Origin of the sequence: Ectopseudomonas composti, from assembly GCF_001567565.1 — a bacterium.
Classification (GTDB): Bacteria; Pseudomonadota; Gammaproteobacteria; order Pseudomonadales; family Pseudomonadaceae; genus Aquipseudomonas; species Aquipseudomonas composti_A.
In genome coordinates this window covers 268,709-282,634 of sequence record NZ_LSSW01000029.1, presented here as the reverse complement: position 1 = coordinate 282,634, position 13,926 = coordinate 268,709, and the positions used below count along the sequence as shown (strand labels likewise).

Below are 13,926 nucleotides of genomic sequence, written 5' to 3'. Positions count from 1 at the left end.
TTCCTCGAAATTCCTGGCCGCTTAGAAGTTCACGCCGAAGCTGAGCGCGACGAAGTCACGGTCAATTGCAGTGTTGTATTTGCCACCGAAGAAATCGGTATAGGACAGGCTGGCCGTGTACATATTCTGGTACTCGGCATCCAGCCCCAGGCTGACGGCTTTAGCCCCCTCGTTGAACAGGCCATTAGGACCGTAGCCATTCACGTCATGCGACCAGGAAACACTGGGCTTGAGGTTCACACCGGCGAAAACGTCCGGATAGTCCCAGATTGCGCGCGCACGGTATCCCCAGGAGGTGCTGGTTACAAAGCCGTCATCTTCACAGTACTTGCTGACGTTCTCGGCACTGGCGCTGCCCAGGGTGCTGGTGTTCAGCGCACGGCAGGTATTGACAGGCCCAGTTGCAGGCAGAGGACCTGGGCCAAATACCGGGTCACGGCCATAACGCAGGTCATTTGAGTTCTCCAAGCCTCCGACGTGCACCACACCGATCTCACCGACCAGAGTCAGGCGGCTTGCGCCCATTACCTGATCGAAGAAGTGAGTGAAGGTGGTCTGGAACTGGGTGATTTCTTTACGGCGGTAGCCATTGACCTCATCACCAGGCTGCCCGTCGATCAGGGACGCATTGGGGAAGATGGAGACCCCGAGCGGACGAACACCCGCAAACAGGATATCGGTGGTGTTCAGCAGAACAGGGGCATTGGGTCGGTAGCTGATTTCACCGCTCCAGGCAGTACCGGTAGGCAGCGTGGTCGAGAAACTCAGGCCATAAAGGCGGATATCTTCCGGGTACTCGAGGAAGTAGGTGGAGTTACCGGCCACCACCAGCGGTGCCGCCGCGCCTGTAAGCCCTGCGGTGGCATAAACGTCAGCTCCCGGTGCGGCGGCGCTGAACGCCGGCGTGCGGCTGTGATAGTTCATGAAGTAGAGGCCGAATTCGGTATCCAGCTCCTCAGCGAAATAGCGGAAGGCCGCGCCCCATTGGCCGCTGTCACGAGCGTCTCTATCACCGCTGCGTCGAACCAACACACCCTCGGAGTTCTGGTCGATCACCAGGTCCGGCCGTCCAAGAACGTTGGTCAGTGCGTTGTTGACCGACGCGCCGGCTGCCAGGTTGTTGCTCAGTACTCGCAGATTGTTGTCGCAACCATCGGCAATGATGTCTGGCTGGGCAAAGAAGGTGCCGCAGTTGTCGACGACCGTCTGATCCCATTCCAGTTGGTAGAAAAGCTCGGCCGACAAGTTGTCGGTCAGGCTTTGCGACACGTAGAACATATTGACCGGAATCAGGCCTTCCTTGATTTCCGCGCCAGGACGGCGGAATGCAGCCGCATCAATCGGGTTGATGGAGTTGATGCTGTTCTGGATGAAGGTACTTTCACCCCAGCTCACCACCTGTTTACCCAGGCGCACCGAACCCGGCTGGTTACCGATCGTGTAGTTGTGATAGACGAATGCGTCGAGGATTTCGGCACCAGAGGCCTGCGCGGCGGTTTTCCGGTTGCTGTCGTCGATGTCCTTGAACAGGCGGCTCTCGTCCTTCAGTTCGAAGTCGTACCAGTACTTGCCTCGAACGAATACCCCGGTGTCTCCGTACTTCAGTTCGAGGTCATGGATACCCTTGAAGATCTTCGAGAAGGTCTCGCCTTTCTTGAAGTTGAGATGACTGTCGTCGGTGGTCTGGGACAGGCCATCACCACCATTGTTCACGCCGATCAGGTCCTTGTCGGCTCCGCGTACGGACCAGCTGGCACCCACAGACAGCGACGAATCGAACTGACCTTCGATCTCACCGATATTGAAAGTGACGCCGAATGCCGGAGCGGCAAGGGTGGAAGCGAGGCTGACGGCCAGCGGAAGTTTCGCCAAACGCCAGTAGGGTTTTGTTCTTGTTGTCATCGACGCTACTCCATGTGTTTTTTGTTATGGATGCTTGGACTATAGCCAGCGGGTACTACTGCTTGATCCCTCGAAAGTGTGATTTGCAGTCCCCACGCACTCTGGCTCGCAGGTTTCACGTCCTGCGCCTAGCCAAGCATGGACGCGAAACAGCAATTAGCAAGCCAAACGCTTGTTTGACTGGGCGGTCACTTTCACCGCCCAGCCAGCGCGCCACTCACAGCGTGGAGAGAAATGCGCTGCCCGCCTCCTGCCACTGGGCGATTTCGACGCGAATACGCTTCTTGTCCAGTTTGCCGACGCTGGTCTTGGGAATTTCGGTAACAAGGGCGATCTGCGAAGGAATGGCCCACTTGTTGATGTGCCCCTGCTCGACGAAAGGCTTGAGGTGCTCCTTCAGCCCCTTGGCATCCAGCGCCTCGCCGTCACGCACCACCAGCAAGGCGAACGGCCGCTCGCCCCATTGCGGATCGGGCACGCCCACCACCGCCACTTCGCGCACGGCAGCGTGACGGCTGATCAGGTCTTCCAGCTCGAGCGAGGAAATCCACTCGCCACCGGTCTTGATCACGTCCTTGATGCGGTCGCGAATCTCGATGAAACCCATGCCATCGATGGTCGCCACATCCCCCGTGTGCAGCCAGCCGTGGGCCCAGAGCTCCTCGCCTTTCTCCGGTTCGCGGAAGTACCCCTGGGTCAGCCACGGCGCACGCAGCACCAGCTCACCCTGCGCCTCGCCGTCGCTCGGCAACAGCTTGCCCTCATCGTCCATGATCGCGGCTTCCACCAGCGGCACCGGGATACCGGCCTTGATGCGGTACGCCGTGCGCTCATCCTCGCTGCCCGCACGCAGCTCCTCGTTGAGGTAGGCGCAAGAGATCAGCGGACAGGTCTCCGACATGCCATAGGCGGCCGTCAACTGGATGCCGCGCGCCTTGGCCGCCTCGTACAGCGAACGGTTGAGCGCACTGCCACCGATGATCATCTTCATGCCACCGAAGTCGTGCCCTTGCGCCCCCGGTGCGCCCAGCACCATCTGCAGGATGGTCGGCACGCAGTGGGAGAAGCTGACCTTCTCCTCCTTGATCAGGCGGCAGAGCATGTCCGGCTCGTAGCGGCCGGGGTACACCTGCTTGACCCCGAGCATGGTCGCCACGTAGGGCACACCCCAGGCATGCACGTGGAACATCGGCGTGATCGGCATGTAGACGTCGTCATTGCCCAGCAGGCGGATGCTGTCCAGGCCCCCCATGGTGGTGGCCATGGACAGGGTGTGCAGCACCAGTTGCCGGTGGGTGAAGTACACGCCCTTGGGGTTGCCGGTGGTACCGGTGGTATAGAAGGTTGTGGCCACCGAGTTCTCGTCGAAATCGGCGAAATCGTAGTGCGTGCTCGCTGTAGCCAGCAGGCTCTCATACTCACCGACAAGGTTCGGTAGATCGGCGCTCTTGTCCTCGCCATCGGTCAGCAGCAGAGTCTTCTCGACGGTGGTGAGTTGCCCGGCAATGCCGTTGTAAAGCGGCACGAACTCGCTGTTGACCAGCACGAAGCGATCATCGGCGTGGTTCATGGTGTAGAGGATCTGATCCGGCGAGAGGCGAATATTGATGGTGTGCAGCACCGCGCCGAGCATGGGAATGGCGAACATGCACTCCAGATAGCGATGGCTGTCCCAATCCATCACCGCCACGGTATCACCGGCCTTGACCCCGGCCTCGCTAAGCACGTTGGCCAGGCGTGCAACACGCTCGTTGAAGGTCGCATAGCTGTAGCGCAGCTTGTCGCGATAAACGATTTCACGGGTCTTCTCGTAACGACTACCGGACAGCAGCAGGCGCTTGATCAGCAGCGGATAGGCATGAGCGTTTTCAGCGGGAGGGATCAGTCGAGTCTGCAGCATGAAATCACCTTGGGCACGCTAGGAATGGGTATGCAGCGACTCTAGAGCGGCTCGCGCAGTGCTAAATCAGCCCAAAGAATGATTTGCCACGTGACTCTATGGACACTTTTAGTCACAGGGTAGAATCGAACCAACCAGCCAGTTCTGAAACAGGCTGCACCACGCCAAACTTTCGTTCGAGGTAACACCATGTCCGACATCGTCATCGTCAGCGGCGCACGCACGCCCATGGGCGGTTTTCAAGGCAGCCTGGCCGGTGTGCCAGCGGTCGAGCTGGGCGCGGCCGCCATTCGCGAAGCGGTCAAGCGTGCCGGTATCGAGTCAGCCGACGTGCAGGAAGTGATCATGGGCTGCGTCTTGCCGGCAGGGCTCAAGCAGGGCCCGGCGCGCCAGGCCTCGCTCAACGCCGGCCTGCCCGCCGCCACTGGTTGCACCACCATCAACAAGCTGTGCGGCTCGGGCATGAAGGCCGTGATGATGGCCTTCGATTCGCTGAAAGCCGGCAGCAATCAGGTGATGATCGCCGGTGGCATGGAAAGCATGTCCAACGCGCCCTACATCCTGGAGAAAGCCCGTACCGGCCTGCGCATGGGTCACGCCGAAGTCAAGGATCATATGTTCCTCGACGGTCTGGAGGACGCCCGCACTGGCCGCCTGATGGGCTCCTTCGCCCAGGAGACAGCCGACCAGTACGGCATCAGCCGCGAGGAAATGGATGCCTACGCCATCGAATCGCTGCGCCGCGCACAAGTGGCGATCAAGGACGGTTCGCTGGACGCCGAGATCGTCCCGATCACCGTCACGTCGCGCAAGGGCGAGGTGGTGGTCAAGGATGACGAGCAGCCGCTGACGGCCAACCTGGACAAGATCCCCGCGCTCAAGCCTGCCTTCAGGAAGGACGGCACCATCACCGCGGCCAACGCCAGCTCGATCTCCGACGGCGCCAGCGCGCTGCTGCTGATGACCGCCGATGAAGCGGCCAAGCGCGGTCTCAAACCGCTGGCCAAGGTGGTTGCCCACGCGACCCAGAGTCAGGATCCGAGCGAGTTCACCCTGGCACCCATCGGTGCGATGAGCAACCTGCTGAAGAAAGCCGGCTGGAGCAAGGACGAGGTCGACCTGTTCGAGATCAACGAAGCCTTCGCCATGGTGACCATGCTGGCGATGCGCGAACACGGTCTGGACCACGCCAAGGTCAACGTTTTCGGCGGGGCCTGCGCTCAGGGCCACCCGGTTGGCTCCACCGGCTCGCGGATCATCCTCACCTTGATCAACGCCCTGCAGAAAAAAGGCGGCAAGCGCGGCATCGCCTCGCTGTGCATCGGTGGCGGCGAAGCCACCGCGGTGGCCATCGAGCTGCTGTAAGCCAGCCCATCACCAATGAGCCCCGCGATTGCGGGGCTCTTTGCTTTAGCGCATTTCGGTCAGCGCCAGTTTGACCCCGATCCCCACCAACACCGCCCCCATCAACCTATCGAACCAGTGCCCCAAACGGGCAAAGCCGGCACGCACGCGTTGCTGGCTGAACAGCCAGGCCACCAGGCTGAACCAGACGGCCGTGGCCACTGCCAGATAGATGCCGTAGCCGGCCTGCACCGCCACTGGCGTGTGCGGGTTGATCACCACGGTGAACAGGGAAAGGAAGAACAGCGTCGCCTTGGGGTTGAGCCCATTGGTGATGAACCCAGTGACGAACGCACCGCAGCCGCTGCGCTCGCCGGCTGCCAGACTCAGCTCGGCACTGGCCGGGTCGGCCGGGCGCGCGCGCAGCGCCTTGATGCCGATATACAGCAGATAAGCCGCCGCCAACCATTTCAACGCATTGAACAGGACGATGGACTGCGACACGATCAGACCGATGCCCAGCAGCGAATAGGTGACGTGCACCAGAATGCCGGTGCCCACACCGAATGCGGTGAACAGGCCGGCCCGGCGCCCGTAGCCGACGCTCTCACGTACGACGATGGCGAAATCCGGCCCTGGACTGGCCACTGCCAGCAGGTGAATCAGGGCAACGGTGAGAAATTCACTCCAGTACATGGCGGCTCCGCATCGACGGTGAAGGTCTGGTAGGCTCGCCAATCTACTCCTGCGCCCCTCCTGCGAAAAGGTACAGCTGATGAGCAAAAGCCCCCGCGCCGTCTTCCTCGACCACGCCTCTCTCGACCTTGGCGACCTCGACCTGCAACCGCTGCACCAGGCCTTCGCCGAGCTGACCCTGCACGCCCACACGCGTCCGGATCAGGTCGCCGAACGCCTGCAAGGCGCCCAGGTCGCCATCAGCAACAAAGTCCCGCTGGATGCAGACACCTTCGCCGCCTGCCCCGAACTGAAGCTGGTGCTGGTGTCAGCCACCGGCACCAACAACATCGACCTCAAAGCCGCCAGCACCCACGACGTAACCGTCTGCAACTGCCAGGGCTACGGCACGCCCTCCGTGGCGCAACATACCCTGATGCTGTTGCTGGCCCTGGCCACGCGTCTGCCCGATTATCAACGCGACATCGCTGCAGGCCGTTGGCAGCAAGCCAGCCAGTTCTGCCTGCTCGATCACCCCATCGTCGAACTCGAAGGCAAGACCCTGGGCATGCTCGGCCATGGTGAGCTGGGGGGTGCCGTCGCCCGTCTGGCCGAAGCCTTCGGCATGCGCGTACTGCTTGGCCAACTGCCCGGCCGCCCGGCACGTGCTGATCGCCTGCCACTGCACGAACTGCTGCCGCAGGTCGATGCACTGACCCTGCACTGCCCGCTCAATGAGCAGACACGCAACATGATTGGCGCCGATGAGCTGGCACTGATGAAGCCGCGAGCATTTCTGATCAACACCGCACGCGGTGGCCTGATCGACGAACAGGCGCTGGCTGATACCCTGCGCCGCGGCCACCTGGGCGGCGCCGCCACTGACGTGCTGCTGCAGGAGCCCCCGAAGGACGGCAATCCACTGCTGGCAGCGGACATCCCCCGTCTGATCGTCACGCCACACAGCGCCTGGGGCAGCCAGGAAGCACGCCAGCGCATCGTCGGTCAGATGGTCGACAACGCAGCCGGCTTCTTCGCCGGTGCGCCGCTGCGAGTCGTCGGGTAAGCTGCGCAGCTTTTTCAGGCAGGAACCCACCATGGATGCGCGAAGCGAAGTTCTCCTGCGTCAGGCCGAGCTGTTCAGTGGCGAGCTGTTGCTGGCCGGTCTTCCGGCTGACGACCTGCTCGGCGCCTTGCCGCAGGCACGTGGCTGGACCTGGCATGCCGGCGACCAGGCGCTGCTTGCTGCGCGCTTTGCCGGTCGCTGCCAGTTCGACACACGCATGCCGGAGGGCGACTACCGCGCAGCCGTGCTGTTCCTGCCCAAGTCACGCGAGCTGACCGATTACCTGCTGCACGCCCTGGCTTCGCGCCTGGCCGGCAAGCCGCTGTACCTGGTGGGCGAAAAACGGGGCGGCATCGAGCGCGCGGCGAAACAGTTGGCGGTCTATGGCAAACCGCGCAAGCTCGACAGCGCGCGGCATTGCCAGCTCTGGTGCGTCGAGGTGGATCAAGCGCCAGCAGTACCGGATCTGCACGCCCTGGCACAGAGCTATTCACTGCAACTGAACGATGGCGCGCTGGAGATCGTCACCCTGCCCGGCGTGTTCGCCCATGGCCGCCTGGATCGGGGCAGCGCGCTGCTGCTGGAGCATCTGGATGAACTGCCCAGCGGCCACATGCTCGACTTCGGCTGCGGCGCCGGTGTGCTCGGTGCTGCGCTCAAACGGCGCTACCCGTCCAGCGAAGTGAGCCTGCTGGATGTCGATGCCTTCGCCCTGGAGAGCAGCCGCCTGACGCTTGCACGCAACGGTCTGTCAGCCAACCTGATCGCCGGCACCGGGATCGAATCAGCGCCTGAAGGACTGAGCGCCATCGTCAGTAATCCCCCGTTTCATCAGGGCGTGCACACCGATTATCAGGCCAGCGAGAACCTGCTGACCCAGGCGGCGCGCCATCTGGTCAAAGGTGGTGAATTGCGCCTGGTGGCCAACAGTTTCCTCAAGTATCCCCCGCTGATCGAGCGACACCTGGGGCCCTGCCGCACCCTGGCCGATGCCGAGGGTTTTCGCATCTACAGCGCGCGGCGCTGAATTGGGCTTGCTCCCAGCTTGGCGCTTGGGCACAATTGCGCCCGTCCTAGGGGAGTAGTCTCCCGCGAGCGCCCAGCTCGCCCGGTATGCGTCAACACACTTGCTCCGCAGAGCATGGCGCATGCGACCCAAGGCCTACGTCGATAGGCCTGCGGTTTGACAAGACCTATGACACGCACAACCTCACCCGGGGCGGGAAGGTCGTTCGTGTCATAAGCCGTGTTGACCCGCCCCTTTAGGAAGCCTGATGCTGGAATCCCTGTTCGTCCCCACCTTCATCGTTGCCCTCGCCGAAATTGGCGACAAGACGCAATTGCTCGCGCTGCTGCTGGCCGCTCGCTTTCGCCGGCCATGGCCGATCATCTGGGGCATCGTCGTCGCCACCCTGGCCAACCATTTTGCCGCAGGCGCCATTGGCAGCTGGGTTGCGAGCTTCTTCTCGCCTGCCACCTTGAGCTGGATTCTTGCCGCCAGCTTCGTCGTGGTGGCGGCCTGGACCCTGATTCCAGACAAGCTGGACGACGACGAGGAATCCGGCCTGAAGAAATACGGTCCCTTCCTCACCACCCTGATCGCCTTCTTCCTCGCCGAGATGGGCGACAAGACTCAGGTCGCGACCGTGATGCTGGCTGCGCAATATCCGCACTTCATCCTGGTAGTGATCGGCACCACGCTGGGCATGCTGGTGGCCAACGTACCGGTGGTGCTGGCGGGCAACTTCGCGGCCGAACGCCTGCCATTGACACTGATTCGCCGCCTGGCAGCCTGCGCCTTCGCTGCACTGGCGATCTATGCCGGCTATCAGGCACTGAAGCTGAGCGGCATGATCTGACACATTACTGACGTCAACCAACTGGCATTTCGGCCAATTCCAGCCCCCTCCTGCCTGCTGCTAAAGTGCGTGCCACGTCACATGGTTCAGCTATGCAGTCGGGAGGGCAGCATGTCACTGGATGATCGCAAGAGGGTGGTGTGCCAACACATCGACCTGAGCTGGAACAAGGGCCGCCTGGCCCTGGCCGAACAACTGCACAGTCGCGACTTTCTCTACAAGAGCTCGTTCATCGGGCACCCGGTCGGCAGCGCCGGCTTCGCCCAGATAGTGCAGACCGTCCGCCATGCCATGCCGGACCTGCAGATCATGATCGAAGAGTGCATCGCCGAAGGCTACAAGGTGGTGACCTGGTGCACGCTGATCGGCACCATCCAGAACCCCGCACTGGGCTACCCGCCGAGCGACAAGGTGCTGAGCATCTCGGCGATGGCGTTCTGGACCTTGACACCTTGTAATGAGATTCAGGAAATCTGCACCATGTTCGACATGGAGAGCTTCCGCGCCCAACTGGGCCTGCAGCCGCGCCCCCTGGCCGAAACGGCCCTGCCCTGAAATGCCAACGGCGCGCCGTGAACCATCACGCCGCGCCGTTTTTCATAGCCAAACTCAGCGCCCGGCCTTGGCCTGTTGGTAAAGCGGCATGACCTTGGGAATGGCCGCCTGCAGCGCAGCGATACGGCTGCTGGACGACGGGTGAGTGCTCATGAACTCGGGCGGTGCGCCACCACCGGCAGCCTCCATCTTCCGCCACAGGCTGATAGCCGCATTCGGGTCATAGCCCGCGCGAGCAGCCAGTTCCAGGCCGATCAGATCGGCCTCGTTCTCGTTACCGCGGCTGTTGGGCAGCGTCAGGCTGTACTGCACCACGGTATCGGCGAGCGCCATGCCACTCTCGCCGAGGCCGAGCAACGCCCCGGCGCCCTGTTTGGCGACCTCGATACCATAGGCCTTGGACATCGCTTCACGGCTGTGCTCGCGCAAGGCGTGAGCCATCTCGTGCCCCATGATCGCGGCGATCTCGTCATCGGTCAGCTTCAGTTGCTCGATGATGCCACTGTAGAAAATGATCTTGCCGCCAGGGCCGCAGTTGGCGTTGAGCTCAGGGCTCTTGATCAGATTGACCTCCCACTGCCAGTTGGCGGCATCCGGGCGAAAACGCGGCGCCTGCGGGATCAAGCGACCAGCGACAGTCTGCAAACGCTTGGCGTTGGCACTGCTCTTGTCCAGCATGCCCTTGCTCGAGGCCTCGCTCAGGGTCTGCTGATAGGACTGCGCATACATCTGATTGACTTCATCGGCGGACAGCATGCTGAACATGTACTGCTTGCGCTCCACACCGACTGCACCGCCGCTGGTGGTATTGACCGCCTGGCAACCGCTCAACAGCAGCGCCGCAGCCAGGCCACTCAGATAGAAAACCTTGCTCATCGAGCTATCTCCTTGAATCGGACACCCTATGCTAGCAGCCCGCTGACAACTTACCTACGTTGGCAGTCCCACGTAAAAACAGCCTGACAGCCGCAAACCAACTCGCTTGAGCGTGCCTCGATCAGCAGCAATCAAATGCTCATGTACACGGCCCAGGCTCCGCTTTTTCGGCGATTCACGCCTGCCTCGCCCAGACTCTCAGGAGCCGGCCAGACTGCACTCTTGATACGAGCAGCTGCGCCACTTGCGCGATGAGCGCACGCCACCTTCGCTGAATACGACACCAACCTGCTTGTCAGCACCCACCCACTAAGGTTTTCACCTGCCACTGCCGATAGCAGGAGACAGTCGCACTCTGCGTCCGGGAGCCTACATGAAGTTCAAGTCGATCCAGTTTTCCGTCGCATTCTTAGCCGGCGCCAGCGTACTCGCAGTGGTCGTGGCTCTGGTGCTCTACGCCCTGTTCGCCAGCGGCCGAACCCAAAACCTGGTACAGGAGCGCACGCAGAAACTACTGGAGCAAGTCATCGAACAGCGTCTGTCGGCATTGGCTCAGGCGCAGGTCAGCGAAATTCAGCGGGAGCTGGAAGCCCCACTGCAGATCACCGCCGATCTGGCGCGGGTCAACGCCATGCTCGGCATGACCGACACCAACGGCAGCCCGATGCTCAGCATCAGCCGTGAAGAGCTGGCCAATCTGGTACACGAAACCACGGCGCAAAATCCCAAGCTGCTCGGCAGCTATCTGGGCTGGGAGCCGAACGCCTTCGACGCCAGCGACGACATCTATGCCGGCAGCAAGGAAAACGGCTACGACGGCAGCGGCCGCTTCCTGCCCTGGTGGTACCGCAATGCCGACGGCAGCCTGGGCATCGACGCCATCGGTTCGATGGAGAGCGAGAAGCTGCTGCCTACCGGTGTGCGCGAAGGTGAATACTATCTCTGCGCCAAGGAGCGCAAGCGCCCCTGCGTGATCGACCCGGCCCCTTACGATGTCGGCGGCAAGATGACCATGCTCGCCTCCTTCACCTCTCCCATTCTGGTCAACGGCGAGTTCCGTGGCATCGCCGGCGCCGACCTGGCGGTGAATTTCATTCAGGAGTTGCTGGTCAAGGCCGATGCCCAACTCTACAGCGGAGCCGGCGAGATCGCGCTGATCGCCAGCAATGGACGCCTGGTCGCCTCGACCAAGGCGCCGGACAAACTCGGCGAACCGGCCACCGTTCTGCTCGACGCCAACGAAGTGGCTAATCTCGGCAAACTGCAGCCCGGCCAACCGATTTATTCCATCGATGCCAAGGAAGACCCGGAACACAGTCATATCGAGCTATTTCTCAGCTTCAATATCGGCCAGAGCGACACGCGCTGGGTGCTGATACTGGTGCTACCGCTCAAAGCCGTGATGGCCGACCTGCTCCAGTTGCAGAGCGACCTGACCGCGCAGCGCGACGGCGACACCCTGGGCATGACACTGGTAGGCCTGTTGATCGCCGGCCTGGGCCTGCTGGTGATCTGGTTCGTCGGCTACGGCATCGCCCGCCCCCTGCGGCAGATGGTCGGCATGCTCGACGACATCGCCAAGGGCGAAGGTGATCTGACGGTACGCCTGCAAGTCGATCGCAAGGACGAGCTCGGGCAGATCGCAGCCGGCTTCAATGCCTTCCTGGCCAAATTGCAGACGATGATCGCGTCCGTGGTGACCTCGGTGCAGCAGGTCAGTGACTCCTCCGAGCACACTGCCGACATCGCCATCCGCACCAATCAGGGCGTGCAGAAGCAGTTGGCCGAGATCGAGCTGGTGGCCACGGCCGTGCACGAGATGACCGCCACCGCGCAGGACGTCGCACGCAATGCCACACATGCGGCCGAAGCGGCCAACCACGCCGACCATGCAGCCAATCAGGGCAAGCAGGTGGTACAGCAAACCTCTGCTGCCATCGCTGCGCTGGCCACCGAGATCGGCCGCGCCGTGAGCGTGGTGCAGAACCTGGCCAAGGACAGCGAGAACATCAACGCGATCCTCGTCGCCATTCGTGGCATCGCCGAGCAGACCAATCTGCTGGCGCTCAATGCGGCCATCGAGGCGGCCCGCGCCGGCGAACAGGGCCGTGGCTTCGCGGTGGTCGCCGATGAGGTGCGCAACCTGGCGCAGAAAACCCAGCAAGCCACCGAAGAAATCCAGAGCATGATCCAGCAGCTGCAGCAAGGCACACGCGAAGTGGTCAAGGTGATGGAGCAGAGCCAGAGCAAGACCGACGACAGTGTGCAACATGCCAGCCAGGCCGCCCAATCGCTGGAGTCCATCACCCAGGCGGTGTCGGTGATCAACGACATGAACACACAGATCGCCAGCGCAGCCGAAGAGCAGAGTGCGGTAGCCGAGGACATCAACCGCAACGTCACCAACATCGGGCAGGTCGCCAACGACGTGGCAGGCGGTGCCGACGAAGCCAGCCAGGCCAGCGCGCAGTTGACCAAGCTGGCCGAACAGCAGCGGCGCCTGATCAATCAGTTCAAGGTGTAGGGAGCATTCACCTCAGGCAGGCCGCGACGCCGGAGGCGTCAGGCCAAATGCTCCTCCGTCCGGGTGCGCACGGCGTACCTAGGCTGGGGTCAGGCATTCCGGCGCATCGAGCTTCGGATCATTGACCAGGGTCGCCAGGGCGCGTTCTCGCAACGCGACCTGCGGCTTGGCCAGTAACGCCGCCAATTGTTCGGGCGTGGTGTCGTCGCTCAACCACAGTGCCCGTTCATGCTCGTCAAGAATCAGCGGGCGACGCAGCGTCGCGGCTTCCTGGGTAATCAACGCCACACTCAGGTAGTCGTGCCCGGTAACCGGATACACCTCCCACAAGGCGGCGAAATACATCAGCGAGTCGCCGTTGGTCATCCAGTACGGCCGCTTGCGTGTCGCCCCGCGCCACTCGTAGAAGCCGTTGGCCGGCAACAGAGCGCGGCGCAGGCGCAAGGGCTCACGAAACATCGGCTGCTCGCCAAGGGTTTCGGCCCGCGCATGAGCCGGCGCCTTGGACAGATCCTTCAGCCAGGCGGGGGTCAGCCCCCAACGCGCCGCGGCGGCCTGCGGCCCATTCTCGCCTGCGCGCAGCATCAGGACCTGACCGTTGGGCGCTAGGTTCCAGTGCGGCTTCTGATCAGCAGGAAAGCCGGGCAACGCCGCAAAAGCGGGCGACCAGCGGAACAGGGCATAACGTCCACACATGAAACGACTCGACAGGCAGGGGGCACATCAACAGAGCAACACGCCCTGAAAGGACTCTGGCTCATCGCCAGACACAGGTTGCGCCGTATTGTACTCAGCGATCAGCGTACGCGCCCGTTCAGCGTCGCAGTCCGCGACAAGCAAACCGAGCAGGCCACATGCAGGCAGCTCTCCCACGGCACCGACCAGATGCTGACCGAGCAGGTGCGCCTCGACGCCCTCGCTGGCCAGCATGTCCACCAGCATCTGACCTTCCAGAAGATTTTCCGGCTCGTAGATTCGCTGCATCAATCGTTCTCCGCGCGTACTTCCAACGCCCACTCGACACCGTCCGTACGCAACTCGAACTCGATCGGCCGGCAACACACCGGGCAATCCTCGATATAGGACTGATCACCGCCCGACAGGTCCAGTAGCGCCTCGGCCGGTTCGCCGCAATAGGGGCAATGATACGACTCGCTTTCCAGCATCGCGGCCTCCTTGTGACTTGGCTGTATAATCGCCGGTCTACTGCTCACCCTGTTAAGCA

General features: G+C 62.3%; 13 protein-coding genes and 1 riboswitch. Of the genes, 6 read left to right on the top strand and 7 right to left on the bottom strand.

All coding sequences use genetic code 11. The features are described from left to right. Positions 1–21 precede the first annotated feature (21 nt). Together PCLY_RS17860 and PCLY_RS17855 are read right to left on the bottom strand one after the other, a co-directional pair. Positions 22–1,902: a DUF1302 domain-containing protein gene (locus PCLY_RS17860; RefSeq protein WP_061240961.1), complete on the bottom strand. Its 1,881-nt coding sequence runs from the start codon at positions 1,900–1,902 to the stop codon at positions 22–24. Positions 1,903–2,119: 217 nt separating this feature from the next. Next, entirely contained in the window at positions 2,120–3,802 is a 1,683-nt protein-coding gene (locus PCLY_RS17855) for a fatty acid--CoA ligase (protein ID WP_061240960.1), read from the bottom strand. Between the two features lie 189 nt (positions 3,803–3,991). Here PCLY_RS17855 and PCLY_RS17850 point away from each other — a divergent pair, with 189 nt between their 5' ends. After that, on the top strand, positions 3,992–5,167 hold the full coding sequence (locus PCLY_RS17850; RefSeq protein ID WP_061240959.1) for a thiolase family protein: 1,176 nt from the start codon (positions 3,992–3,994) through the stop codon (positions 5,165–5,167). A 45-nt stretch (positions 5,168–5,212) separates the two neighbouring features. Here the strand turns inward: PCLY_RS17850 and PCLY_RS17845 are convergent, their stop codons facing one another. After that, positions 5,213–5,842 (bottom strand): LysE family translocator, encoded by a 630-nt coding sequence (locus PCLY_RS17845; protein WP_061240958.1) that lies wholly within the window; start codon positions 5,840–5,842, stop codon positions 5,213–5,215. Positions 5,843–5,921: 79 nt separating this feature from the next. Here PCLY_RS17845 and PCLY_RS17840 point away from each other — a divergent pair, with 79 nt between their 5' ends. The 4 genes from PCLY_RS17840 to PCLY_RS17825 all read left to right on the top strand — a co-directional run bounded on the left by PCLY_RS17840 (position 5,922) and on the right by PCLY_RS17825 (position 9,301). After that, complete coding sequence (locus PCLY_RS17840) at positions 5,922–6,887, top strand: 2-hydroxyacid dehydrogenase (protein ID WP_061240957.1); 966 nt, start codon at positions 5,922–5,924, stop codon at positions 6,885–6,887. Positions 6,888–6,918: 31 nt separating this feature from the next. After that, positions 6,919–7,914, top strand: a complete 996-nt coding sequence (locus PCLY_RS17835; protein WP_061240956.1) for a class I SAM-dependent methyltransferase — start codon at positions 6,919–6,921, stop codon at positions 7,912–7,914. 37 nt (positions 7,915–7,951) lie between these two features. Then, positions 7,952–8,084: riboswitch (yybP-ykoY riboswitch) on the top strand. Between the two features lie 80 nt (positions 8,085–8,164). Continuing rightward, positions 8,165–8,746, top strand: coding sequence for a TMEM165/GDT1 family protein (locus PCLY_RS17830; RefSeq protein ID WP_156458627.1), 582 nt, complete (start codon positions 8,165–8,167; stop codon positions 8,744–8,746). A gap of 111 nt (positions 8,747–8,857) precedes the next feature. After that, positions 8,858–9,301, top strand: a complete 444-nt coding sequence (locus tag PCLY_RS17825; protein WP_061240954.1) for an ester cyclase — start codon at positions 8,858–8,860, stop codon at positions 9,299–9,301. Positions 9,302–9,355: 54 nt separating this feature from the next. Here PCLY_RS17825 and PCLY_RS17820 read toward each other — a convergent pair whose 3' ends face one another. Then, positions 9,356–10,177: a M48 family metallopeptidase gene (locus PCLY_RS17820; RefSeq protein ID WP_061240953.1), complete on the bottom strand. Its 822-nt coding sequence runs from the start codon at positions 10,175–10,177 to the stop codon at positions 9,356–9,358. Between the two features lie 373 nt (positions 10,178–10,550). Here PCLY_RS17820 and PCLY_RS17815 point away from each other — a divergent pair, with 373 nt between their 5' ends. Further along, positions 10,551–12,701, top strand: a complete 2,151-nt coding sequence (locus PCLY_RS17815) for a methyl-accepting chemotaxis protein (RefSeq protein ID WP_061240952.1) — start codon at positions 10,551–10,553, stop codon at positions 12,699–12,701. 78 nt (positions 12,702–12,779) lie between these two features. Here the strand turns inward: PCLY_RS17815 and PCLY_RS17810 are convergent, their stop codons facing one another. Genes PCLY_RS17810 through PCLY_RS17800 form a run of 3 tightly spaced genes read right to left on the bottom strand, consistent with a single transcriptional unit; the run spans position 12,780 to position 13,867 of the window. Continuing rightward, on the bottom strand, positions 12,780–13,397 hold the full coding sequence (locus PCLY_RS17810) for an SOS response-associated peptidase (RefSeq protein ID WP_061240951.1): 618 nt from the start codon (positions 13,395–13,397) through the stop codon (positions 12,780–12,782). A gap of 27 nt (positions 13,398–13,424) precedes the next feature. Continuing rightward, entirely contained in the window at positions 13,425–13,685 is a 261-nt protein-coding gene (locus PCLY_RS17805; protein WP_061240950.1) for a putative signal transducing protein, read from the bottom strand. Beyond that, positions 13,685–13,867 (bottom strand): CPXCG motif-containing cysteine-rich protein, encoded by a 183-nt coding sequence (locus PCLY_RS17800; RefSeq protein WP_061240949.1) that lies wholly within the window; start codon positions 13,865–13,867, stop codon positions 13,685–13,687. The genes PCLY_RS17805 and PCLY_RS17800 overlap by 1 nt, the downstream gene beginning before the upstream one ends. Positions 13,868–13,926 lie beyond the last annotated feature (59 nt).

Excerpts from the sequence above, each read along its gene's own strand:
- PCLY_RS17860 (WP_061240961.1), bottom strand. The coding sequence starts at position 1,902 with ATGACAACAAGAACAAAACCCTACTGGCGTTTGGCGAAACTTCCGCTG.
- PCLY_RS17845 (WP_061240958.1), bottom strand. The coding sequence starts at position 5,842 with ATGTACTGGAGTGAATTTCTCACCGTTGCCCTGATTCACCTGCTGGCA.
- PCLY_RS17855 (WP_061240960.1), bottom strand. The coding sequence starts at position 3,802 with ATGCTGCAGACTCGACTGATCCCTCCCGCTGAAAACGCTCATGCCTAT.
- PCLY_RS17825 (WP_061240954.1), top strand. The coding sequence starts at position 8,858 with ATGTCACTGGATGATCGCAAGAGGGTGGTGTGCCAACACATCGACCTG.
- PCLY_RS17800 (WP_061240949.1), bottom strand. The coding sequence starts at position 13,867 with ATGCTGGAAAGCGAGTCGTATCATTGCCCCTATTGCGGCGAACCGGCC.
- PCLY_RS17820 (WP_061240953.1), bottom strand. The coding sequence starts at position 10,177 with ATGAGCAAGGTTTTCTATCTGAGTGGCCTGGCTGCGGCGCTGCTGTTG.
- PCLY_RS17850 (WP_061240959.1), top strand. The coding sequence starts at position 3,992 with ATGTCCGACATCGTCATCGTCAGCGGCGCACGCACGCCCATGGGCGGT.
- PCLY_RS17835 (WP_061240956.1), top strand. The coding sequence starts at position 6,919 with ATGGATGCGCGAAGCGAAGTTCTCCTGCGTCAGGCCGAGCTGTTCAGT.
- PCLY_RS17810 (WP_061240951.1), bottom strand. The coding sequence starts at position 13,397 with ATGTGTGGACGTTATGCCCTGTTCCGCTGGTCGCCCGCTTTTGCGGCG.
- PCLY_RS17815 (WP_061240952.1), top strand. The coding sequence starts at position 10,551 with ATGAAGTTCAAGTCGATCCAGTTTTCCGTCGCATTCTTAGCCGGCGCC.
- PCLY_RS17805 (WP_061240950.1), bottom strand. The coding sequence starts at position 13,685 with ATGCAGCGAATCTACGAGCCGGAAAATCTTCTGGAAGGTCAGATGCTG.
- PCLY_RS17840 (WP_061240957.1), top strand. The coding sequence starts at position 5,922 with ATGAGCAAAAGCCCCCGCGCCGTCTTCCTCGACCACGCCTCTCTCGAC.